This is a genomic window from Methylomonas albis, from assembly GCF_014850955.1.
Lineage (GTDB): Bacteria > Pseudomonadota > Gammaproteobacteria > Methylococcales > Methylomonadaceae > Methylomonas > Methylomonas albis.
The window spans coordinates 1,345,126-1,369,832 of sequence record NZ_JACXSS010000001.1; the positions used below are offsets into that span (position 1 = coordinate 1,345,126).

A 24,707-nucleotide genomic window follows, 5' to 3' on the forward strand; every position below is an offset into this window, starting at 1 on the left:
GATATTGAAACAAAAAAATAAGCACCACTCTGTGGTAATTAATTGGTACAGATATGGTAATTTTATGTATTTAACGGGCTTGGATGAGGTATTACTTGGTAAGCAGCCCCTGCTCCATTGCAAAGCGGGTGACTTCAGCGGTACTGTGAAGATCCAGCTTTGCCATCAGGTTGCGGCGGTGCGAGATGACCGTCGGCGTGGCCAGGTGCAGTTGCTTCCCGATTTCCGCCGAGGTCATCCCGGTAGCGATCATTCCTAAAATCTGCCGCTGCCGTTTGGTCAGGCTTTCGGCAGCTTTACCGGTTTCTGCCTTGACTGGCGTGCGCGCTGAACTCTCGTGGATCAGCGATTCGATCCGCTTTAATAAGTCCATGCCTTCATCCTTCAGGCGCTTGCGCTGGGTAATATCCAGTATCGTGCCGACCATGCGCAGCGGGGCGTTGTTTTTGTCTCGATAAGTAACCTTGCCTTTGGCTTCGACCGTAACCCAATGGCCATTCTTATGCCGCAACTGGTGTTCGCTTTCGAAGCTGGCGGTTTCACCCTGTAAATGAGCCGAAATGTTCTGCTTGAAGCGTTCAAGGTGCTTGGGATTGATCAAACCCATCCAATTATCTTCGTCACCACCCAGTTCCTGGTTGGTATAGCCGAGCAATTCGAACCAGCGACTTCCTACGGTGATTTTACGCTCAGGAATGTTCCAGTCCCATAAAACCAGTCCCGATCCCATAAGCGCCAGCTCCAGTCGCTCCTCGCTTTCTGCTAACGCCATTTCGGCCTGCTTTTGCACAGTAACATCCTGCCCCATGCCCATCCATTCGAGGATGTGCCCCTGCTTATTGCGTATCGGCACCGCGCGCACGTTCATCCAGCGCCAGGCGCCATCGAAACGGCGAATGCGGTGCAGGTTCGAGAACGCCTTGCCATTCTCGACAGCTGATTGCCATCGCTCCACAGCGGCGGCAACATCGTCCGGATGGATGGCTTTGGTCCAGCCGGCGCCAAGCATTTCTTCCGCCGTCTGGCCGGTGAATGCCATCCATAACGGTTGCGGGGTAACTTGAAGACCCGTGGCAGGACAGAACCACGTCACCACACAGGTTGTCTCCACCAGCGTCCGGTAGCGCTCCTCGCTTGTCTGCAAGCTGGCCAAGGCTTCACGCTCCGCCGTGATGTCCCGACCGACTGCTTGGGTTTCCTTGAGGATGCCGGCAGCATCGAAAAATCCCCGATTGACGAATTGCATCCAGCGAATTTCGTTATTGGCCACAAATACCCGGTTCTCGATAGTCACGACGGGATTGTCGGGTGTCAACTCGCGCAGCCTGGCCTCGATCATAGGAACATCGTCGGGATAGGCTGCCGGATGCCAGTGATGACCGATCAGGTCTGCGGCGGATTTTCCGAATAGCCGGCAAAACACCTCATTGACGAATATGTAAGTGCCATCGGGCAAGAAGCGGGTAATGACTTCGGTCTGGTCTTCCACTACCGAGCGATACTGTGACTCGCTCTTTTCCAGCTGCTGGACATTTTGGTAGGTTTCGGTCCTGTCGATGATGGCTCCCACCACCATATCCGGATAACCCTCTAGGCTGGAGACGTTAAATTCATACCAGCCCGTGCTGCCATCCTTGCGTTTTTGCGGGATGGTTCCGTTATAGGTTCGGCCTGCCGCGATGCTCGGATAAGCCTCGGAGCCGAATGTCTTATAGCTCTTTTCATCAAGGAACAGCTGACGGGTGGGCTGGCCAATCAATTCGCCCGGTTCGTAAGCTAAGATGCGATGCAGGGCTGCGTTGGCCCAGACAATCTGCCTGTCTTTGACGATCACGATGGCGATGAAGTCGCTATTCAAAACTGCGGCATATTGACCAATTGAATTTTCGAGCATAGGGCGCCTTGGCTTGCAGGGTATTGGATGTTTTGGCGGCAGGATACACTTTAAGCGTTGCTAGACATGCGCTAGATTTCTGTCGCCACACATGCCGGCACTCAGGAATCGAGACCGACTACTGTAATTGACAATGATGATGGTATGGCAATTCTGCCATGGAGGGAATCGGCTGACCTCTCGTCAATCACTCCGCGCTTAATGCCAACCCTGTCAGCCTTCTGCGTTTAATCCACTCTCACGCTTCTCCCAGTTGGCTTTGGTTTCCATGATCGTCGGCAGTATAGTCATGAAACATTCGATAAAGTTTGGATCGAAATGCTGTCCGGCGCCTTGTTTGAGAAATGTCAAAATTTCACCCAAAGCCCACGCCTGTTTATACGGGCGGGTCATTGATAAGGCATCAAAAACATCCGCGATAGCAACAATACGCGCCGACTCGGGTATGGATAAACCGGTTAAGCCCAAGGGATAGCCACTGCCGTCCCATTTTTCGTGATGGTGTAAAGCAATTTCAGCGGCCAGATTGAATAGTGGGGAATAGCTGGTTGACAGGATGTCATAGCCAATTTGCGTGTGGGTTTTCATGATGACCCATTCTCCGGCATCCAATTTACCGGGCTTGCGCAAAATAGAGTCGGGAATGCCTATCTTGCCGGTATCATGCATGGCCGCGGCAAATTCGATGAGTTCGTATTGATCAACAGGCCAACCCAAAGCTTGAGCTAAGTGGCGAGAATAAGCGGCCATGCGCCAAATATGCATCCCGGTGTCGGTATCATTGAAATGTCCGGCTTTGCCGAGCATATAGATGGCGTCGCGATAACTATCTTCCAGTTTGGTTGCGCGAATCAAGGATAGATGCGTTTTTACCCGCGCGAGCACGATGTCGGCTGATACCGGCTTGGTAAGATAATCGACGCAGCCAATATCAAATCCCTCTTTCTCGCTGCCGCATTCCGCCAATGAGGTCACAAAAATAACCGGTATCGATTCAAGTTTAGGGTCGGCCTTTAGCGCCCGACAGACTTGGTAGCCATCCAGTTCCGGCATCCGGATATCAAGCAAAATCAAACTAGGGCGAACTTTATTGACCAATTCCAGCGCTTCTTTGCCGTTGACGGCAAACCTTAACGCGTAATCCTTTTGTAAAATCTGCCGTAAAATTGCCAGGTTGCTGGGTTCATCATCAACAATAAGAATGGGGCCATGGGTCATTGCTAGTAATCTCTATAAAAAATCAGGGCGGCGAAATCCGTATCAGTAGTTCTTTTGACAGGGCTATCGCGGCATTGAAATCAAAATCGTCAAGCCGAGAGCGAATACTCTCTATTTCCGATGCGGGCAGTTTTATTGCCAAGTCTTGTAACTGTTTTTCCGCAAGTTGAGGATCGTGCTGCTCCAAGGCCTCAAGTAACTCGCAAATTAAGCGGGTCAATGCTATTGAGTCTTTGGGCGCTTTATTGGTGGTTGCGGATTCAAGCATTTCATTATTACTTTGGATCAAAACAGCAATTGAGCTACAGGCTTCGTCTATGGCTGCTTGCAGCTCCTGGCTTGCTTTACCGGACGCCGCGTCTTCGCTTTTTAACAGTTCATTGAGCTCGCGTGCTTTCAGTGCCACCTGCTTTAATGCAAGCGTACCGGCCACGCCAACCAGTTTATGAGTCAGTATAGCTGCCGGGGCTAAGTCACCGTTGTTGATGTATTCATTGATAGTTTCGCCGACACCGGCATAGTTTTCCACAAATTTACTTAAATACTTTTGGTAAAGATCCTTATCTCGCCACTGATTAAGTAAGTAAGCCAAATCGATGCCCGGCAAAGCTACGGAAGCATAGGTGGAGATTGATGATTGTGTCGCAGGTGCTGAAGGGGTCTCCAAGGAGGTGGCAACCGAACTGTCCTTATCCCTTGCGCCCAAGTCGGTAAAGTGGTGAATCACATTCAGCAGGTGGTCCACGTTAAAGGGCTTGGACACATAATCATCCATACCGGCTTCGCGCGCGGCGTCCTCCAATTCATTGAAAGCGCCCGCCGTAAGGGCAATGATAGGCAAGCTCTGCCACTGCCGCTGTTGTCTGATCAGCTTGGTTGCCGCATAGCCATCCAGGCGCGGCATTTGTATATCCATCAAGATGATGTCAACGACGTGATCTTTAGCCGATAACCAATCCAACGCCTCTTGCCCGTCACTTGCCAGAAACACAGCGGCACCGTCAGCTTCCAGTATCTGCTTAGCTACTTCACGATTGATCTCACTGTCATCCACTACCAGGACTCTAACCCCAGATATACGCGGGAGGTAAGGCAATTTGGGCGGAGTGGACGCTAGTCCATTGTTTGGTTCGCGCCGAGATAATTGCATGGAAACCGCGTTGTACAAAACAGATGCCGTAATGGGCTTACTCAATACGGTATCGATAAAGACCATGTCGGGATGTGAGAGCAGCTCATCGTAGGTATACGCGGTGACCATAATCAGCACAGGCATGTTCTGCGCATCGCAACCCTTTGCTTGCAGCGTTTGCCGGATAGCCCGCGCAGCAGCGAAACCATCCAAGCCAGGCATTTTCCAGTCAAGCAAGATCACGTCATAGTGCGGATGGGTTTCCCATTGCGACTCAATCTGGAATAGCGCCATTTCCCCGGAAGCGGTGCTATCTGCTGTCCAGCCTAGGCATTTTGCAGTATTAACCAGCGCTGCTCGTGCCGGATCACTATCGTCACTTACCAATACATGTAGAGCACTTAAAGCGGGCGAATGCGTTTTTTCCACTTGATTATTATGAGTCATCGGCAGCGTGAACCAAAACTCACTGCCGGATCCGATTTGGCTTTTAATTTGCAGCGTGCCGCCCATTAGATTGACCAACTGACGGCTGATAGCCAAACCCAAGCCCGTGCCACCAAAGCGGCGGGTGATAGAGGTATCGGCTTGGGTAAAGGCGCTGAATATGTCGTTTTGCGCGCTGTCGGAAATGCCGATGCCGGTATCACGGACGCTAAAGCGCAACCTGACCTGCTGTGCATCCGCTGCTTCTACCGTGATGCGTAATTCAACTTCACCCTGCTGGGTAAATTTGATGGCGTTGCTGAGCAAATTAATCAGCACTTGTTGTAAACGTGCCGCGTCCCCAATTAATCTGGTAAGGTCGTGCTTTGGTGGGTTGATGATCAATTCCAGGTTTTTGCCTTTAAGCAAGGGTAGGCTTAGATCGGCTACTCGTTCCAGCATGTCGAGCAAATTAAATTGTGAGTGTTCAAGCTCTAAATGCCCAGCCTCGATCTTGGAAAAGTCCAGAATATCGTTAATGATCGTCAGCAGCGTTTCCCCGGCACTATGTATTTTCCGCACTAATTGCTGGGTGTCATCGTCCAGGGCACGCTTCTCCAGCAAATAACAAAACCCCAGCACCGCATTCATCGGCGTGCGGATTTCATGGCTCATGTTGGCTATAAAAGTGCCTTTTACTTGCGATAAGCGCTCGGCTTCCTGTCGGGCGGCGAATAATTCCTGGGTCCGATTTTCAACCAGTTTTTCGAGTTGAGCGCGATAAAGAGCAAGCTCCGATTCGTTTTCCTTACGCTCACTGATGTCTTGTTTGATAGAAATGAAATGTCGAATCACCCCATTTTGATCGGGAACCGGCGTAATAATCTTTTGCTCGAAGAAAAAGCTGCCATCCTTGCGCCTATTTTTAATTTCGCCTGACCATACATCCCCCTGGGAAATAGTCCGCCACTGAGCGTCATAGAAATCGTCACTGAGTTCAGCTGATTTGAATAATTGCCGTGGGGTCAAGCCCTTGGCCTCGGTAAGGCTATAACCCGTCATCTGGGTAAACGACGGGTTCACCCACTGAATAACATCCTCTGCATTGGTAATCATGATGCCGTTTGCTGCAGCTTCCAGCGCCCGGCCGCGTAGATCTAAATCCCTTTCAGATTGTTTGCGAAGACTAATATTTTGAACAGTACCAATCCGATACACAATCGAATCGTCTTGTTTGACACTGACCACATCAATTTGCACATCAAACTCGGTTCCCCATTTGGAAATATGCTTTGACTCAAAGGTCACTTGGCCCTCTGCATCCGCGATTTTAATTAATGCTTTGATCTGTTCGTGTCTGTCGGCCTTGTATAACCCGAAAATCGGCAGGCCGACAAGCTCATCCGGGGTATCGTAACCTTCAAGTTTGGCAAAGGCCGGATTCACGCAAAGAATCAGATTGGTGGCGGGATCAACAATGACGATGCCGTGCGCACAATTCTGAAAGGCATTCGACCAAAGCTGCAACTCCGCCAACATCTGATGCTGTGCAGTTACATCGACATGGGTGCCTATCATTCGTAAAGGGCGTCCCTTGGTATCACGGCTGATGACCATTCCCCGCGCTTGTATCCACAACATTTGGTTTTGTCGATTGCGCATTCGATATTCTTGTTGGTAAAAGGCTGTTTCGCCACGAAGATACTGCTCTACGGCTGTCATCGCCGCGTTAAGATCATCGGGATCGAGTCGCGACGACCATTCTTCAAAGCGATCGGAAATTTCCTCTTCCGCATAGCCCAACATGGTCTTCCAGCGTTTTGAGAAAAACACGCTGTCGTTTGGAATGTCCCAGTCCCAAACCCCCTGGTCGCTGCCTTCCAAGGCAAACTGCCAACGTGCCTCGGAAGCCTTTAAATTGGCTTCATTTTCTTTTAAGTCCTGAATATCGGTGCAAGTGCCTATCCATTTATAGATTTCGCCGTTTTCGTTTAGCAGTGGTACGCCCCGAATCAACCACCAGCGATAAACGCCATCAGTGCGCCGCAACCGGCATTCCAATGAATAGGCATCAAGTTGCTGTGTGGCGCGCTGCCAGGCTTCCCTTGCCCGCTGTTGATCGTCCGGATGAAAAGGGATAATCCAGCCCTGTCCACAACTTTCCTCCAGCGACAAGCCGGTATACTCCACCCATGTTTGATTGGAATAGATATTCCAGCCGTCAGGTCTGGTAGCCCAAACCATTTGTGGCATGGATTCCGCAAAAATTTGAAATTCCCGCTCTAGCGCGCTGGTCTCTGTTATTCCTCGCAGGCGGGCTATTTCAAGACGTGACTGCACGGTCGTCAGTAGTTCGCTGGCACTGAATGGCTTGACCAAGTAATCGTCGGCACCACATTTAAGTCCATCCGCGCGCGCCTCTTCACCGGCACGCGCGGATAGGAGAACAATAGGTAGTGAACTTGTCGCCGGCGACTCGCGAAGCGCCGATACTAGGCCAAATCCGTCCAGACACGGCATCATAATGTCGGTAAGGACAAGATCCGGGCGCTGCTCCTGTATGGCGGCTAGCGCGGCTTCGCCGTCCCGAAAAGCAGATACTTGATAGCCCTGTTTTTGTAATAGTTGGCTAAGGTATTCCAGCATGTCGGCGTTGTCGTCCGCCAAGACGATACGCGCCAAGGGGCTGCGGTCAGCAGCCGATGTGCTGGTTTCAGTCAATCCGCCACCAACACTTGATTCACTGTCAGCATCCGGCAGCCAGCTCGCTACTTCATTGATAAATAGTCGGGCTTCTGCCGGATCGGATTGTTGAGTGTCACGAATGTTCTCTAACTGCAAATGCCCGGTTCCCATTGGCACCGTGACGGTAAAGATACTGCCGACGTCCAATTGACTTTCTACGCGGACATCACCCCCCTGCAATCTGGCCAGTTCCTGCACCAAAGCAAGACCGATGCCGGTGCCTTCGTGCGTGCGGGATCGCGCGTTTTGAACCCGATGAAACCGCTCAAAAATCCGTGCTTGCTGGTCTTCGGCAATACCCACTCCGGTGTCGCGGACAGTAAGTTCTACGTACTTTTCGCCGCCACGCACCGAAATCTCTATCTCGCCGGCAAAGGTAAATTTCAACGCGTTGCCGAGCAGATTGATGACGATTTTTTCCCACATTCGCCTATCCACATAAACCGGCTCCGGCAGGGGCGGCGTGGAAACGATAAACCTAAGGCCGGCTTTTTCAATTGTCGAACGGAATAAACTGGCAAGATCGGCTGTGACCTTCCCCAGCTCCGTGGCTTGGTAGACAGCCTCCATGCGGTTGGCTTCTATGCTGGCAAAATCAAGTAAGGTATTGACTAGCTTGAGTAGCCGTAATCCGTTGCGCTGTACTAACTTGAGTTGATCGACTGCAGTTGCCGGTAAGTTGGCGTCTGCATGGGCAGAGCCCGCCAGCAAGTCTTCCAGCGGTCCCAGCATTAAGGTAATGGGCGTGCGGAATTCGTGGCTGACATTACTAAAGAAAGCTATTTTTGCCCGATCCAGCTCTGCGAGCGCTTCGCTACGCTGGCGCTCATCCTGGTCAGCTTGCGCTTTAACCAGCAGGCTGGACACAGCTGAACCGAGCATGGCATAGAAATTTCGGTAGGGTTCATCCAAGGCGCGTCGCGCGCTAACTCCGGCCACCAATAAGTACTGATGACGTTCAGCACCAAAGGTGGTCAAAGGCAAGACCACGGCGGAATGGACCGGCTCGGGATAGGGATCGCAAATGAAAGGACCGAAACGACTCGTTAAGTGCTCTACCTCGACGTTCCGGCCGCTCTGCACGGCTTCTGCCAGCGGCCATGCGGCGGGCGAGGTTATTGTTGAGTACATTGCCGATTGAGTGTCCTGGTTGACACCAACCTTGCCGATGAGCTGTGCCTCACCGGTTTTATCATCCAGTCGGTAACACAACACAAAAGGCACATCCAGGCTGTGTCTTGCTAGTGTCTGCAGTAGTTGCTGAAGGGTATCCGCGACACTACGCAGACTCTCTGTTTGATAGGCAATATCACGCAATACTTGCAGTCGGCGTTCAATCAGCGATTGTTGGGTCAGCTCGGTTACCGGGTGGAACAATCCGACTACAGCGCCCGATTCGTCGTGAATAGGGCTGAACGAGAAGGTGAAAAAGGTTTCTTCCAGGTAACCGTTCCGGTCGAGAAACATCCGTTGATTGGTCAGAAAAGCGGTCCGACCAGCCGCGGCACTCTCGAAAGCTGCGCCTATCACTGGCCAGGCGGTGAGCCAGCATTCCTTGAAGTCCTGGCCCATCGAATGTGGGTGTTTGGCACCAGTGATGGGCCAATAGCCGTCGTTATAGATTTGAATTCGCTCAGGGCCCCAGACAATAGAAATGGGGAAATTAGAGGAAAGACAAAGGCTCACGGTCGTGCGTAAGCTTTGCGGCCAGGACTCTATCGGACCGAGTGGTGTTTTGGACCAATTCTTGGCGGCAACCAGTTTCCCCATTTCACCGGCACTCTGCAGCCAGTTGCTTGAATTTGAATTGTTCATGGCCTGGGCGAGGAGAAAGATTTTCTAAGTTTAGCCCGTTTTAAGGTGATGATGGTGGTCTGCGGAATAGGCTGCCCGCTATTGGGTTGGCAGGTGGGGGCTCTATTGAATTGATTGCCAGCAATTCCGTGTTTTGTTGGTAAGCTAGCGGCATAATTATGCTTATAACCACACCCCCGGAGAAAATAATGACCACGCTAATTCGAATCGCTGCCGCCACTGTGTTAATCCTGAGCGGCAATGCGGCACATGCCTACGGCAGCAGCCAAAGTTCGCAACACTGCGATAAACCGGTGTTTTCCGAGTTCCAGCCGGCGACCAATAAATACTTGCAATCATTTAGTGAGTTTTCGTTTACGGCCTCTGCCAATACCACGCTGACATCGATTATGGTGACGGTCAGCGCTGGTGATACCAAATATCATTTCATGTCCAAAGAATTGCAAATTACCCACCAACCTAGCGGCCGTTTGGAGGTAAAAGGCAAAGTGGATAGACCTATAGAAGGTGGCTTTGCACGCCTGAGCATTACCGCACATAGCAAACCCGGATGCGAAAAAACCGATGGTTACTTGGTTCGGATTCATTGATCGCTTGACTCCCCGCCGCCCGACTTTTATAGCCTATCCAAACCCCTGCGGCAGTAATCCGCAGGGTTTGCAAACACCCAAAGCTTGACTGGTTAGAGCGTTTTTCGGATACGCTCTCCATCGCTGTATCTAACCGCCTCCCTGAAGCTTATCGGTTTGCCTTGTCGATTGGGTAAACAGGCATAAGCCCGTCGCCAAACTTAAGGACAGCAAGCATCCGGCAAGACCTAGTATCTGGTCTATAGTTGCGAATAAGCGCCAGAGCCAGTGCTGGCACGTTAGAGGGATACGGAGCACTTGTCATCCCTGTAAAAGCGACGATCCGGACTATTGATTTTTCTGCGTTCCAGCGTGGTATGGGCTGGAACGGCTAGAAAGCGCTGACCACTTCAATAGACTCAAAAAGGTGATAACAATGATTAAAAAGCCTGGGTTTTATCTGTTTTCCATGATGTTTTGGGCGTCCTCTTCGGTTGCGGATTACAAAAGCGACATCGGTTATCAAGCCCTGCTAATGCAACTGGGGGCAAACGTGCCGACCGGCGACGGTGTCAATGTGGTTCACGCCGAAGCGTCAGCAATTGAATCGAAAGATAACCCTGCTTACCCCATTTACGCGCCGGATATTCTTAACGCGCAATTTGCCGGCAAGACCTTTAGTTTTCCAGGTAAAAAAGCCAGTACCTCGCCATCGGCACACGCTACCAGTGTCGGTGCCAGGTTTTACGGCAACGATGCCATCGCGCATGGCATAAGCAATATCGCCAGTTACGATGCCAACGTCTGGCTCGACAGCCTCATCAGTGCAAGGGCCTTGGCACCCGTCAACGCCAGCCGGATTGCGAACCATAGCTGGATAGGCAAAGGGGATTCAGCGCCGGAAACTGCGATGCTTTTGCGTTTTGTGGACAGACAGGTGCAGCGCAACGAATTTATTCAGGTGGTTGGCATGAACAATGGCCTTGGCGACTCGCCATTATTGGGCAGTGCTTACAACGCGATCGCGGTGGGTCGTACCGACGGCCAACAAGATAGGGGTTCCGATGCGGTGGATGCCTTGTATGTCGCGGGACGGACACGCCCTGATGTCGTCGCGCCGCAAACTACCACCAGCGGAGCCACACCCATAGTAGCCGCAGCGGCAGCGCTATTAGTGGAGACTGGCCACAAGGGGGCGCAGAATCTTTCGAATGGCTCGGTCAATATTGAGGGTGTGGGGACGATTTACAACGCCGAGCGCGCCGAAACTGTCAAAGCGGCATTGTTGGCGGGTGCCGATAGAGCCACGCACAATACCTCGACCCCAGACAATATCGTCGATTATCGCAGCAGCGGCCATCAAACTATCAACGGCCTGGACGATAGATTCGGTGCCGGCCAGCTGAATATTTTGCATAGTTACCAAATCATCGCCGGCGGCGAACAAGACAGCCTGGAGGATGGCGGCCATCCGGACGATATTGGTTTGGCCGGATTCGATGTCGATACCGCGTTCGGTGGCTTGGACAGCAACAGTCTCGGGACCTATAAATTTGCCGCAGAGAAAGCATTGAAATTGCAGGCGGCTTTGGTGTGGAATCTCGGGGTATCGAACGACCTAAATCTGACAACGACCTTGCACGATCTGAATCTGGAATTATTCGATAGCACGGCGCAAAACATCGCCGCGTTTTCGGCAAGTAGTGTAGATAACAGTGAGAACTTGTGGCTCAATTTAGTCAGCGGCCACCAGTATGAGTTACGGGTCAAATCTGGCGAGGCAAGTCCGTTCAGTTGGGATTATGCATTGGCCTGGCATATGAGCCCATTACAATCCGCACCGGTGCCCTTGCCGGGGGCGTTTTACCTGTTCTTATCCGCGCTCGGCGGACTGGGCTGGGTGGTTCGCCGCAAACGATAAATACTGAAGCGTTCTGATTTAAGAAATATCTGAACAAGCAGAATTCACCAACACTTCAATAGGCTCGCTACGAACGTAATCAAATACTTTGCGTTTGCTGTTGCGCTCAACGTCTTTCCTGACTAGTAAGTAATTGTACTTTGTCAGATTACTCGAAAAACATCCCTAAGTTCGTCGTTTCGGCAGGGATTGCCGAAATCCGGACGCCATGGACGGATCGAAGCTTACCATCCATGACACTGGGTATCCGCTTCCCAGTGGGCATGACGCTTGGCCGAATATTCTTGCTAATCGGTTCTTTTTATATCCGGGATAAGTTGTGGCAAATAGCTTTTTGTATGTGTTATTTCACGGAAATACCCTGCACATTGCCGCCTGTTATCTACGTATATTTTTGTATTTAAAGAAAAATATTTTACGGTCTGAATATTGCTTTCGGATCGGGGTGTTTAGTCATTGGCGTGGACATGGCTAACACGATTAAGGGGGCTTTCAATAAACCATACTCGTTTCTCTCGCGGACTTTGCAAACTAGACGTGCCACGTGGTCTAACCGCTCTCGAATACACGGGAATGAATAATTTTTAGATGCCCCGAAAATCAAGTTCCCAATGCGCTCTAATTTCAATAAACATAAAGGTTGTAATCGTGAATAAACTAATAAAATCAATCGGCATCGCCGGATTGGCGGGGTGTGCGTTCATTGCCGAGGCCCAAGCAAATACTCTGGAAGTGTCAGGAACCATTTACAAAGTAAGCGGCGGTACTACTTACGATACCTGGAAAATCAATATGCTTAGCGACGGTACTTTCAAAGTCGATGTGTTGGCGTATGAGGCCACTCAAAAGCAAACATCCACCGCCGGTTACCAGGAAATTGACCTGAACAACGACGGTGAAATTACTTTTCTGGACCCGGATACTTATATCTACCGCGATGACGGCTTGCTGGATGCTGGCGATATGTTGGCACGTTGCGACGATTCCGACGGCAATCACTGCCCCGATAGCAGCAATCAGCCGATCTTGACTAACACCGACGGTTCGGCGGACGGTTCGCTTTTCTTGCGCGATCCGGCGTTTAATGTAACCTTGCAGGCAGGCAATTATTTATATCTGGTGGCCGATTACACCTTATCCACCAGTGAAGCCGTCGCCGGTATCAATACTAACGATAACTTGACCCTACCGACCGGGCTTCCCGCCCGCGATCATGGCGACTATCGGCTCACCTTGAGCTCCGATACCCTAAATTTTTCCCTGGCTGGCAACACCATAACCGTCTCACAAGTGCCTGTTCCCGGCGCTGTTTGGCTATTCGGCAGCGCGCTGGCCGGATTGGCGACAGCAGGGCGGCGTAAGATTGCTGTGGTTTAACCTTGCTTATCAGCGGGAAGCTCCGGCTTCCCGCTGTCTTGGTCTGGTCTATCTCCAAAACTAGCGGACTCCTTAATCGCCGCTATTCCGAAGTTTCCCTAAAAGCCTTTGTTTGCGGCAAACCTGTGCATGTGTCGGATGGGTCTGTATCCGAAATCTATTATCTTAATATCAGATATTTAGTTCTAAATATATCGTTTTTGTTGGTTATAAGCTTTGCGTAGCATACGCACCGTGGTCAAACAAAAACCCGGCTTGCCATAAGCAGATCCGATAACCCTTTTTCAGGAGCACCCATGAGATTCACGCACACCCTCAAGCCCTTACTTTTCGGTATCGCCCTGGCCCTAAGCGGCAGCGCGCTGGCCGAACGTACCCTGTTGAACGTCTCCTACGATCCGACCCGCGAGTTGTATAAAGAATATAACCAACTATTCACCCAGTACTGGAAAACCAAAACCGGCGAAGATGTGACGGTCCAACAATCGCATGGCGGCGGCGGTAAACAGACCCGCGCGGTGATAGACGGTCTGGAAGCTGATGTGGTGACTTTGGCCTTGTCAGGTGACATCGACCAAATCGTCGAAAAAGCCAACTTGTTGCCCAAAGACTGGCAAAGCAAACTACCCAACAACAGCCTGCCGTACACTTCTACCATCGTGTTTCTGGTGCGCAAAGGCAACCCTAAAGCGATTAAAAACTGGGACGATCTGATCAAAGACGGCGTCTCCGTCGTCACTCCCAACCCGAAAACCTCCGGCGGCGCCCGCTACAACTACCTGGCGGCCTGGGCGTTTGCGGAAAAGAAAAACGGCAGCAAGGACGCCGCCAAGGCTTTCGTGGAGAAGCTGTTTAAAAACGTGCCGGTACTGGATTCCGGCGCGCGCGGCTCCACCACCACCTTTGCCGAACGTGAAATCGGCGACGTATTGATCACCTGGGAAAACGAAGCGTATTTGGTGTTGAAAGAATTCGGCGCGGATAAATTCGAAGTCGTCACCCCGCCGTTCAGCATCCTGGCCGAACCGCCGGTGGCCGTGATTGAAGCAGTCGCAAAAAAGAACGGCACCCAGGACTTGGCGCTTGAATACCTGAAATATCTCTACACCAAAGACGCCCAAGAGATCATTGCCAAAAACTATTATCGGCCGACTGACAAGGACATCGCGGCAAAATACGTCAAACAATTTCCGACCCTGGATCTGGTGAGTGTCGCGCAATTGGGTGGTTGGAGTGCGATACAAAAACAACACTTCGATGACAATGGGGTGTTTGACAAGATTTATGGACACTGAGAGGAATGGGATAAAGGAGGGTATAGCCATGGTGGAACATATCATAGAAGTGCTGCGTGACGATCTGGAGCGGGCTTTGTATCTGGATTTGGACGAGTTCAAACTGGAAATCGAGCAACAGGAAGTCCTGAGCCGGTTTATCGGTCTGCGATTGCGTAGCGAGTTTCAACCGATATTCGATGCCGGAACATCTCAGGGATTGCTTGGCTACGAAGCTTTGCTGCGCACTTCCACCGGCTTGGAAGCCGTGAGTCCGGACTTTGCGTTTAGTTGGGCGGATAACCAGGGCAAATTGGTGAAGCTGGATAGAGTGGCTAGAACCCTGCACATGCTTAACTATCTCAATCTGCCTGCGGATAAGGGCTTGCTGTTTTTAAACGTACATCCCAAATTGCTGGTTAGCGTGAACACGCACGGCAAGGTGTTCGAGCACATTTTGCATCTGCATTCGGTGCCGACTACCAGAGTCGTGCTGGAGATCATGGAAAACGCGGTGGAAGCCGATCAACAGTTGCTCGAAGCGGTGGACAATTACCGCGATCGCGGCTTTCAGGTGGCTATCGATAACTTCGGTAGCCGGCATTCCAATCTGGACCGCTTGTGGCGTCTGTCACCCAGCTTTGTGAAACTGGATTTAAGCATCATTCATCAGGCCCAAACCGATGCCAAGATTCGCCGGGTGCTGCCGAAATTAATCGAAATCATCCAGGCCTTGGGCGCGCAAGCGATCATCGAAGGCATCGAAAACGAAGTACAACTGGATATTGCCTTGGATGCCGGCGGCAAATTGTTGCAAGGTTATTTTTTGGGTCGGCCGGCTACGGCCGGACACTGGCAAAAACCCAGGGCCGAGGTACAAGGCAATCCTTTAATGCCCGGCGCGCCGCAACATTTTGGCAGTTTCAGCGTCCCGGCCCAGCATGGTATGTAACATGCGACGACCGTAAGATAGTTTAATGGTTTACCGATGACTCGGTGAGATGTGCTCTCCTGTGGCAATCCTGCTAATCCCGCTGTTTCGGCGGGCTTTTTTTATCTAAAAGGTCGTACGCGACGGATAAGAACATCCGTAATAATCGATCGTTGTGGGTTTGGTTTACACTGAGCAAAACCCGTATTTCACAGGAAACCCGCCATGCCCGCTTGGTACCCCGATAATTCCCAATCGATAGGTCGTACGCCTTTAGTACGTATCAATCATATCAGCCAGGGATTACACGCCACGCTGCTGGTGAAAATTGAAAGCCGCAATCCATCCTATTCGGTGAAATGCCGGGTTGGTGCAGCGATGGTCTGGGCTGCTGAGCGTAAGGGTTTGTTGACGCCCGGTAAGGTGCTGTTGGAAGCTACCAGCGGCAATTCCGGTATTGCATTGGCTGCAGTTGCCGCCGCACGCGGCATCCCTATTACCTTGACGATGCCGGACAATATGAGCCAGGAGCGGCGCACCTTATTGTTGGCTTATGGCGCCAATCTGTTGCTGACCGACGGCGCGCTCGGCATGCGCGCGGCGGTGGAGCAGGCCGAGGCCATGGCTGCGGCCGACCCCGATCACTATCTGTTGTTGGAGCAGTTTAAAAATCCGGCCAATCCGGCGATCCACGAGCAAACCACCGGCCCGGAAATTTGGCGCGATAGCGGCGGCAAGGTCGACATCTTCGTGGCCGGCGTCGGTACCGGCGGCACGATTACCGGCGTGTCACGCTATCTGAAAAACCATTGCGGCAAGCCGGTGCTCAGCGTCGCGGTGGAACCGGCCGGCAGCCCGGTATTGAGTCAAACTCGCGCCGGTTTGCCCTTGCAAGCTGCGGCGCATGGGATACAAGGCATCGGCGCCGGCTTCGTGCCGCAAAACCTGGACTTGGCGTTGATTGATCTGATTGAATCGGTAGAAGACGACGAAGCAATCGCCTACACCCGACGCCTCGCCAAGGAGGAGGGCATCATGGCCGGCATTTCCAGCGGGGCGGCACTTGCCGTTGCCGTGCGGCTGGCCAAAAGTCCGGAGCATGCCGGTAAAACCATCGTCGCGGTGTTACCGGATTCCGGCGAACGCTACTTGAGTTGGGCCTTGTTTGGCGAGTAAACCGGAAGTAAGCGATTGCTAAATCTGGCTTGATAACTAGGTTTCTGATTCAATACCCGATTTTGGCAAAACTGACGCATGAATTATTTGACGATTTTATCCGCGCTGGCTGGGGGAGCAATGATAGGCTTATCTGCGGCCTTATTGTTGTTTACTCATAAACATACTGCCGGGATCTCCGGTATCGCGGCAGGCTTGTTACCGCCCTGGCGGGAGGCTAGTGTTTGGCGCGGCTGGTTTCTGGCCGGCTTGCTGGCCAGCGCGCCCCTGTATCGCTTGAGTGGTGCAGACATTGCGCTGGATCTGGATGCCGGGCCCGGTCTGCTGGCAATTGCCGGTCTGCTGGTCGGTTACGGCACCCGGCTGGGTGGCGGCTGCACCAGCGGCCACGGGGTTTGCGGCATAGCCCGCTTGTCAATCCGTTCCATCGTGGCGACGCTGACCTTCATGCTGACGGCCGGTATCACGGTGTTTATCGTGCGCCACCTGCTCTAAACCGGAAACTCATGATGAAAAATACAGTTTATTTGTTCGCTTACGGCCTGCTGTTTGGGCTGGGCTTGATTGTGGCCGGCATGAGTAATCCGGCCAAAGTGTTGGCTTTTCTGGATGTGGCGGGGGCGTGGGACCCGAGCTTGGCTTTGGTGATGGCTAGCGCTTTGCTGACGCTAGGGCTGGCGCGCTATTTGATGCATCGCAATAACGACGCCGCTGATCGTGAGCAAGAGCCTTCGGCCATCGTGCCGGCCAGCGTCGATGCCAAACTGATGGCTGGCGCGGCGATATTTGGTGTCGGTTGGGGTCTGTCCGGTTTTTGTCCGGGGCCGGCTTTGCTGGGATTAAGCGCCGGTATGTTGGGTAATTATGCGTTCGTTGCCGCGATGTTTGCAGGGTTTTGGCTGTTTCGTTTGTTACATCAACGCTAAGGAAGCGATGTGCCGGATCGGCTTTGCAATCGACTCTGATAAGTTAAGGATTAAGCGGATAATATTGACGCCAATTTTGCGGTCGCCGGGTCCACCGGCCAATCGGCGGCATCCACAGAATCCAAAGGCAAATTACGGACTTCAGCCTGCCACTTCTGAATAAATTTCCCCTGCGGATCGTAAAGCCGGGTTTGTTTTTCCATATCAAAATGCCGCTGGCCGCGCGGGTCGGCGCCGACGCCGGCCAGGTATTGCCAATTGCCCCAGTTACTGGCGACGTCGTAATCCAATAAATGTTGTTCGAAATAGGCCGCGCCAAACCGCCAGTCCACCGCCAATTCGTTGACCAGGCAACTGGCGACGATTTGCCGGGCGCGATTGGACATATAGCCGGTGGCCTTGAGTTGCTTCATGCAGGCATTTACCAGCGGATAAGGCGTATAGCCGTTGCACCATTTTTGAAAGCGTTCCGGATAAAAACAGGTCAAAGGTTTGCGCTGTTGGATGCCGCGAAACGCAAATAGCTGTTTGCCGTATTGCTGGGCATACCATTGAAAATACTCACGCCACAGTAGTTCAAAATACAGCCAATAGGTGGATTCGTTGGCGCCATTTTCTTGTTCGTAGCGGCGTAACTCAGCATAAATCTTTCGCACCGACAGATTGCCGTGGGCCAGCCAAGGCGAAAATTTACTGGAATTTTCCCAGCCGTCCAGCCCGTTGCGCCGATCTTTGTAATGGTTGGGGTGGCTGCTGTGGAAATAGGCTTTAAGATGTTTCTTGCCGGCCGTTTCGCCGCCATGAAAAGCCATATCCGGATCCAGTGCCGAAGTGGCCGGTAAATACACCGGAAAATTCAATAGCCAATCCGATTTCGGCGCAGGGCAGGGCGGCAGAGCATCGGGGGGCGGCAAGGGATGATCGACCGGCAAGTGTTCGACCAGATCTTTGAATGGGGTGAAGGCCTGCGGCAATTGGGCAAACGGCAAATCCTTCAGGTTGAAAAGGGTTTGCGTGTCAGATTCGACAAAACGCAATCCCGGCAAACGTTTTTGCAGTGCCTGCCATGTCTGCCGTTCCTGAAAACCAACGTGGCGGCTACGATAAACCACAGATACCGCGTGTTTTGCGACTAAGGCACTAATTGCCGCTACCGGCGCAGCGTAACAAACCAGCAGTTGTTGCCCGGCCTGCTGTAAATTTCTATCCAGATCCTGTAAAGCTTCTTTCAAAAACCGCCAGCGTTGGCTGGAGAGATTGGCCATGCCGTACTGATTGGGGGCCAGCCAAGCCGGATCCAAACAATAGACGCACAACAACTGATCGACGACCGCGCTGGCTTGTTGCAGGTTGGCATTATCGTGAACCCGCAAATCGTTGCCGAACCAGTAAAGTCCAATTCTGCGCATCATCATCTCGTCCCGATAAGCATGCCGGTATTCCACCGGCGAGCGTTGAGGTTTACAGCACTATTTTGCCGATAGCAAGGCGCTGATTTTTGCATCCAGCTGTTCCGGTGTCACGTCGCTGGGAAAGGCGGTTACGCTGGTACCATTACGATCAATCAAATATTTATGAAAATTCCAGGCCGGCGTCACGCCGGTTGCTTTGCTTAGCTTTTGGAAAAATCCGTTCGCTGTTGCGCCCTTCACCTGACTTTTCTCCAGCATCGGGAAAGTCACACCGTAATTGATGTAACAGACGTTAGCGGTTTTTTCCGCTTCGGCGAACTCCTGGTTAAAATCGTTGGACGGGAAACCGACCACTACCAGGCCCTGATCCTTATACTTTTGATACAAGGCTTCCAGACCTTTGAATTGCGGGGTGTAACCGCAGTTGCTAGCAGTGTTGACGGCCAAAATTACCTTGCCTTGAAACGCCTGGCAAAAATCGATTTGCTCGCTGGAGCGGAGTTTGGGCATTTTGAAGTTCAGCAAGCCGCTGCAAGGGTCAGCAGCGGCTACCGACACTGAGCATGCCCATAAGCTGGCTATTAAAAACGCGGTTTTTATCATTTTTCCTCCTGAGCTATTGTCCTAGAGCATACCAGTACTGAGTAGAAGTCAACCTGCGCGTGGGGTAGGAGTGGGCCATGACCGCGCTGAAAAGCTTAAATCGCGGGCATAGCGTCAGTGCGTTTGCAACATGCCTTGCTTGACGATGAAGTCTGCCACCGCTTCCAAGCCGTTGCCGGTCTTGATATTGGTGAACACGAATGGCCGCTCGCCGCGCATTTTCTTGGCATCGCGGTCCATCACCTCCAGCGAAGCGCCGACATAAGGCGCCAAGTCGATTTTATTGATCACCAATAAATCCGAGCGAGTGATGCCGGGGCCGCCCTTGCGCGGAATCTTATCGCCGGCAGACACGTCGATCACGTAAATGGTCAGATCGGCCAGCTCCGGGCTGAAGGTGGCGCTGAGATTGTCACCGCCGCTTTCCACCATAATAAAATCAAGTTCCGGCCAGCGCTCGATCAAGTCATCGACAGCCGCCAAATTCATAGAGGCATCTTCGCGGATCGCGGTATGTGGGCAACCGCCGGTTTCCACGCCTAAAATCCGCTCTTCCGCTAGCGCCTGACTACGGATCAAAAACTGCTGATCCTCGCGGGTGTAAATGTCGTTAGTGACTACGCCGATTTCGTAATCGTCGCGCATCTTCTTGCATAAGGCATCCACCAGCGCCGTCTTGCCGGAGCCGACCGGGCCGCCAATGCCTACGCGTAATACTTGTTTGTCGCTCATGTTTTCATCCAAGGTAGCCCGGATGCCAATCCGGGATTTAAGTTTGCCAAACCTCGATTCCGCTACGCTGCATCGAGGCTACGTTTTATTATGCGTAGGGTGGAAAAACGCAGTGCCTCCACCCAATTCTAAGACCGGAACAACCGCGAATACTGCATCTCATGCCGGCTGCTGGCTAAGGCCAAGCCAAAGCAACTGCCGCCGATCTCGGCCTCGTTTAGGTTTAAAGCACGTTCCACTAAAGCCGGCAACTCGCCGGCTAGATTTTTTAACAGCCGTTGTCCGGCCACCTGGCCCAATGGGACTAGCTTGACCGCACACAACACCTGATTCTCCAGCCAGCTCCACAAATAACCGGTGACGGCGTCCGTTTTGCTGATTTGCCAACGGGCCGCTGCCAGTGCAAACAAGGTCGCCAAAGTGGCATCCGTGCGTTTTAGCCAGGCATCGGCCTCGGGCAATTCCAGATTCACCAGCAAGCGTGCCAAGGCTTGGCCGGTTTGTCTATCCTCTGCGCGCAATTCGGCGGTTTCCCGACAGGCCATCAAGGTTTGGCTCCAAAGTTCTACCGCGGCCAAATCGTTCGCGTGCCAGGCGTCGTAAAGTTGGGCCAGAATCGGCGCATCCACCCACGTTAAGCCATTTTGCAACAAGCCTTGCAGCCAGTCGGCCACTTGCTCGGCGTTGGTAATCCAGCCATCGTCTACCGCCCGCTCCAATCCTTGCGAATAACTGTACATGCCGATTGGCAGGCCGGGGCTGACCAGTTGCAGCAGCCTTAACAACGCTAAATCAGTGACCATGGCTATGATACGCACCGCTTTCCGGTTCGAAGGGCAGGGTGTGATGTTCAACCTTCAGCCCTAAGCCCACCAGCATTTGGTCCAGCACATGATCGGCCAGATAACGCAACTCGTCCGGGAGGATTTGCAGGGCGATGTGGCGGTTGCCGAGGTGGTAGCAGGCACGGGCGAACAAGAGTTGGTCATTGCATTTGACCACCGACAACTGTTCCGGGGCTGCATCAATCCGCACCTTGAAGCCTTGGCCGTTGGTGAGGATTGCGCCGTGTCTAAGGGTTTGGCCCCTGGGTAAAAACACGCCGACTTGAATGCCGCCTTGGGTGGTGGCCGGTTGTCGGGATTTTTGCCGCGCCTCGAAGGGGAGGGTTAGGGTGTCGTCGGGGGTTTCTTCGGTTTGGGTGGTTTCAGTGAGTTTTAGCATTTTGTGTTTTGTGTAGGTTGGGTTAGCGAAGCGTAACCCAACACGTCGGCTTTTAGATTATTTGATGTCTTTTGGTTTTGTTGTGTCGCTGTTGCGACGGGTGTTTTAAATGTCGGTTCGCGGACCGACAACCGCGATACTTTCTTTTGCTTGGCCAAAAGAAAGTATCCAAAGAAAAGGCCACCCGGAATTCCGCCAATTTCCTGCGCTTCTCGCTTTTGGCGAGGGTTTTCGGAAGGGGCTTCCTGCCCCTCCGAAAACTAGCGGCATCCCTGCCGCTCCCCTACGGGCTAATCTCGCCAAAAGCTGCGATGCTCGGGGCGGAATAACGTGGCTAAACCCCCGCTCGATTTAAATTTGGATATATTGAATTTAATACAAGCATCCAATATTTCTGTCAGTTAATCGAGTTTTTACGAGCTTGGCATTTTGTCATCATAAGTAATATAACGCTCATCTTCCCAAAATCGGCTTTCAGAAACAGAGCCAAAGTTCGACCCTTTATAATCCCATTGATGATTTATAAAGTCATAAACGAATAGACCGCTTTCCCAACCACTATAAGACTTGTAAGTTAATCTCGGCGACCGCCAATCAAAATGCGTGTATTCGACCCTATCGTTTTTAACGATTCCGGCTCGCGGTAACTCTTTTGGAAACAACCCGTTTTGTTGTCTATAACTTTCAAACGTATTAGACAACTTTTCCATTTGCTTGCGCTCCTCTAATTTGGCGGAATAGTGAGCAAATGGAATCACAAACGCACAAGTAAAAGTGATCAAAATGGTTTGAACTGTTAATTTAACCCCAGATGCCTTACCTTTTGAAACCCGCCAAATTCGAACTGCAAACCAAATGATCGGCACAAGTAACAGAAGTGGCGTCGTAGCTAAGAGCAAGAGCAAAATGAGCCAAAGATCACTCCAAGGTGCAAAGGCGAAAAAAACAATCAAACAAAACAATAATGTGCGTGGATACTTCCTGAGCAGAACAATCGGAAAGACAAATTTGAATACATCTCCAGCTTTCGATAATTTATTTAGCTTATCTTGGTGACCCAGGTTTTCATTCTCTAGTTTTTCAATAATCTTGGTGCAATGGACATAATAAGAGTAGTTTGCATATGTCGCAGGAAAGAGAAACATACATAACAACCATAAGCCAAAGTTTATATTTAACGCACCAAATACCGATAAAAGCACAAAACCAATCAGCAGATATAAAATCGCATTCACCCAAAGTTTTCGATAAGCGCACCATAAAAACGTGGCAAAGAACGCCGTCCAGTTCCAAGACCAACAAAATCCCTGGCTTGAATAAAATCTGGAGAAACACTTCAAATAATATTCCTGATCTTCATCACCAACTATGGCTTTATAAAACTCCTCACTATCTCCCAATGTAAATTTTTGTTTTGGCTCTGGTTGTTGGTCCTGTTGAGATATAGATTCATATCCGCCCATTTTCTTTCCCTACGCTTGGTTGTATCGAGCATTAGAATAACAAATCACATTTTTACTACACACAATAACCGCGGTTGTCGGTCCGCGAACCGACATATAAAACATTCGTCGCGACAGCGACACAAAACCCAGCAAAGCCACATCCAGATAAAACTGTGAAAAACCTCACACTTCTCCAGTCGACAAGTTAACAGCACAAGGGTGGGCACGATTTAGTGCCCACGCGGAATTAAAATCAAATGGTGGGCGAAATTGCCCACCCTACGCCTACACCCAATAACTGTTGAAGTGCCGCATTCCCGTTATTCCGCCCCGAGCATCGCAGCTTTTGGCGAGAATAGCCCGCAGGGGAGCGGCAGGGATGCCGCTCGTTTTCGGAGGGCCAAGGATGGCCCTTCCGAAAACCCTCGCCAAAAGCGAGAAGCGCAGGAAATTGGCGGAATTTCGGGTGGCTTTTTCTTTGGATACTTTCTTTTGGCCAAACAAAAGAAAGTATCTCGGCTGTCGGGCCGAGACCCGACTTTAAATAAACCCGTCGCGAGAGCAACGCAAAAACCCAATATCCAAAACCCAGCAAAGCTATACCCACATAAAACTGTGAAATAGCTCACACTTCTCCAGCCAATAAGTTAACAGAGAACACCCCTCGATTTCCCTAAATTAACACCGTCCCCGCTAATTACGCCACCAGTAAAACCGGAGCGCAAATGCCGTAGGACACGCTGCCCTTGAATTTTCAGGAACGCCAATTTTTTACCCGAGAAGCAAGTACAGCGTTAATTCATCCACTCGCGTGTTTAATTTATAAAAGGTGAAGGTCATGAAAACAATCAAAAATCTATTCTTAATGCTATCTGTCGTTGCCGCTACCATGTTCGGTGCCAGTGCGGCCAATGCGGCGAGTTGTTCCGCCGGTTGGGTGAATGTCACCGGTGTTTACGAATATAACGTCAACGGTACGACATACGGCTATATCTACACCGTACCGGAGCACAATGTGTTACCGGCCTATACCAATTATTTCGTCACCTATAATCAAAACGCCTTGATCCAGGCCAAAATGGCGATGCAAAACCATCAAACCTACTACTTGTATGGTGACTCAGGTACTGCTGCCTGCCCAACCTCCGGCTCTTTCCGCTACCTGGGTACTTTAACCTACCTGTACGAGTACTAATCGCTGCATCCGATCATGCGGAATCTTTGGTCTGATTCATCCGGCCGGGATTCCGCTCCGAACCAACTCAACCTAGGTCAAGATCATGAATAAACTTGTCTCAATACTGGGTGTGGCTAGCGTTTTTGCGAGCGGATATTTTGCGGGTCAGCTATTCCCCGATCGCGGCGAGAGCCATCCGGCGGCGCTGGAGCATGCCGCTTCAGTTTCCGCGCCCATTATCGCGGTCGGCGCGAACAGAAAGCTCGATATTCCGCCGGCAAACGCTGCAATGTCTCCGGTCATTCGATTACCCCCGCACGAACAGCAACGGCAGGCGCTTGCCAATAGCTTGTCGCCCGAGGATGAGGCGGCGCGTAGTGAAGCCAATGCCGATTTGATTGCGTCGATGCGAGCCAATCACTTACCGGAAGAGCAGGTCGCTCAATTGGAGCAGACTCTGAAAGATCAAGAGTCCGCCACGGCCGTTCAGCCTGAAGAACCGGTATCCGAACGAACCAACGCGGAATTAAGCGCCGAGCTACGCGAAAGCCTAAAGCAATCCGGTGCGCCGCCGGAAATCATCAATGCCATGGCTCAGCCACTCGAAGCCGGCGCAACCACCACGGACGAACCGGTTCTACCGCACAAAAACAGTATCCCAGGTTCCTAGTTTCAACTGATGGCAAATGCCGCCATCGCTTCCGCTGCAT

At 51.6% G+C, this 24,707-nt stretch carries 19 protein-coding genes; 10 read left to right on the forward strand and 9 right to left on the reverse strand.

Annotation, left to right across the window (positions count from 1 at the left end):
• Nucleotides 1-91 precede the first annotated feature (91 nt).
• From EBA_RS06245 to EBA_RS06255, 3 genes are all read right to left on the reverse strand, one after another.
• Nucleotides 92-1,894, reverse strand: coding sequence for a PAS domain S-box protein (locus tag EBA_RS06245; RefSeq protein ID WP_192373846.1), 1,803 nt, complete (start codon nt 1,892-1,894; stop codon nt 92-94).
• Between the two features lie 213 nt (nt 1,895-2,107).
• Nucleotides 2,108-3,112, reverse strand: a complete 1,005-nt coding sequence (locus EBA_RS06250) for a response regulator (RefSeq protein ID WP_192373847.1) — start codon at nt 3,110-3,112, stop codon at nt 2,108-2,110.
• A 22-nt stretch (nt 3,113-3,134) separates the two neighbouring features.
• Nucleotides 3,135-9,230, reverse strand: a complete 6,096-nt coding sequence (locus EBA_RS06255; RefSeq protein ID WP_192373848.1) for a response regulator — start codon at nt 9,228-9,230, stop codon at nt 3,135-3,137.
• A 188-nt stretch (nt 9,231-9,418) separates the two neighbouring features.
• Here EBA_RS06255 and EBA_RS06260 point away from each other — a divergent pair, with 188 nt between their 5' ends.
• From EBA_RS06260 to EBA_RS06295, 8 genes are all read left to right on the forward strand, one after another.
• Nucleotides 9,419-9,820: a hypothetical protein gene (locus EBA_RS06260; RefSeq protein WP_192373849.1), complete on the forward strand. Its 402-nt coding sequence runs from the start codon at nt 9,419-9,421 to the stop codon at nt 9,818-9,820.
• Nucleotides 9,821-10,235: 415 nt separating this feature from the next.
• Nucleotides 10,236-11,720, forward strand: a complete 1,485-nt coding sequence (locus EBA_RS06265; protein WP_192373850.1) for a VPLPA-CTERM sorting domain-containing protein — start codon at nt 10,236-10,238, stop codon at nt 11,718-11,720.
• Nucleotides 11,721-12,368: 648 nt separating this feature from the next.
• Nucleotides 12,369-13,097 (forward strand): VPLPA-CTERM sorting domain-containing protein, encoded by a 729-nt coding sequence (locus tag EBA_RS06270; RefSeq protein WP_229427830.1) that lies wholly within the window; start codon nt 12,369-12,371, stop codon nt 13,095-13,097.
• Between the two features lie 296 nt (nt 13,098-13,393).
• Nucleotides 13,394-14,392 carry a sulfate ABC transporter substrate-binding protein gene (locus EBA_RS06275; RefSeq protein WP_192373851.1) on the forward strand — a complete coding sequence of 333 codons (999 nt, stop codon included), beginning with the start codon at nt 13,394-13,396 and terminating at the stop codon, nt 14,390-14,392.
• A 28-nt stretch (nt 14,393-14,420) separates the two neighbouring features.
• Entirely contained in the window at nt 14,421-15,323 is a 903-nt protein-coding gene (locus EBA_RS06280; RefSeq protein WP_192373852.1) for an EAL domain-containing protein, read from the forward strand.
• Between the two features lie 204 nt (nt 15,324-15,527).
• On the forward strand, nt 15,528-16,478 hold the full coding sequence (gene cysK / locus EBA_RS06285) for a cysteine synthase A (RefSeq protein ID WP_192373853.1): 951 nt from the start codon (nt 15,528-15,530) through the stop codon (nt 16,476-16,478).
• A 78-nt stretch (nt 16,479-16,556) separates the two neighbouring features.
• Entirely contained in the window at nt 16,557-16,973 is a 417-nt protein-coding gene (locus EBA_RS06290) for a YeeE/YedE family protein (RefSeq protein WP_192373854.1), read from the forward strand.
• Between the two features lie 11 nt (nt 16,974-16,984).
• Nucleotides 16,985-17,404 (forward strand): DUF6691 family protein, encoded by a 420-nt coding sequence (locus EBA_RS06295; protein ID WP_225615975.1) that lies wholly within the window; start codon nt 16,985-16,987, stop codon nt 17,402-17,404.
• Between the two features lie 50 nt (nt 17,405-17,454).
• Here the strand turns inward: EBA_RS06295 and EBA_RS06300 are convergent, their stop codons facing one another.
• The 6 genes from EBA_RS06300 to EBA_RS06325 all read right to left on the reverse strand — a co-directional run bounded on the left by EBA_RS06300 (nt 17,455) and on the right by EBA_RS06325 (nt 22,838).
• Nucleotides 17,455-18,813, reverse strand: coding sequence for a DASH family cryptochrome (locus EBA_RS06300; protein ID WP_192373855.1), 1,359 nt, complete (start codon nt 18,811-18,813; stop codon nt 17,455-17,457).
• A gap of 60 nt (nt 18,814-18,873) precedes the next feature.
• Entirely contained in the window at nt 18,874-19,419 is a 546-nt protein-coding gene (locus EBA_RS06305) for a glutathione peroxidase (RefSeq protein ID WP_192373856.1), read from the reverse strand.
• A 114-nt stretch (nt 19,420-19,533) separates the two neighbouring features.
• Complete coding sequence (ureG, locus tag EBA_RS06310; protein ID WP_192373857.1) at nt 19,534-20,151, reverse strand: urease accessory protein UreG; 618 nt, start codon at nt 20,149-20,151, stop codon at nt 19,534-19,536.
• 128 nt (nt 20,152-20,279) lie between these two features.
• Nucleotides 20,280-20,954, reverse strand: coding sequence for an urease accessory protein UreF (locus EBA_RS06315; protein WP_192373858.1), 675 nt, complete (start codon nt 20,952-20,954; stop codon nt 20,280-20,282).
• A complete protein-coding gene (gene ureE, locus EBA_RS06320; RefSeq protein ID WP_192373859.1) occupies nt 20,944-21,375 on the reverse strand; it encodes an urease accessory protein UreE in 432 nt (143 codons plus the stop codon). Before ureE ends, EBA_RS06315 begins: the two co-directional genes overlap by 11 nt.
• Nucleotides 21,376-21,788: 413 nt before the next feature.
• The gene (locus EBA_RS06325; RefSeq protein WP_192373860.1) at nt 21,789-22,838 is read right to left on the reverse strand and encodes a DUF2628 domain-containing protein; all 1,050 of its coding nucleotides are present in this window, start codon (nt 22,836-22,838) and stop codon (nt 21,789-21,791) included.
• Between the two features lie 820 nt (nt 22,839-23,658).
• Here EBA_RS06325 and EBA_RS06330 point away from each other — a divergent pair.
• Complete coding sequence (locus EBA_RS06330; protein WP_192373861.1) at nt 23,659-24,015, forward strand: hypothetical protein; 357 nt, start codon at nt 23,659-23,661, stop codon at nt 24,013-24,015.
• 85 nt (nt 24,016-24,100) lie between these two features.
• On the forward strand, nt 24,101-24,667 hold the full coding sequence (locus EBA_RS06335) for a hypothetical protein (protein ID WP_192373862.1): 567 nt from the start codon (nt 24,101-24,103) through the stop codon (nt 24,665-24,667).
• The last annotated feature ends 40 nt before the right edge of the window (nt 24,668-24,707 follow it).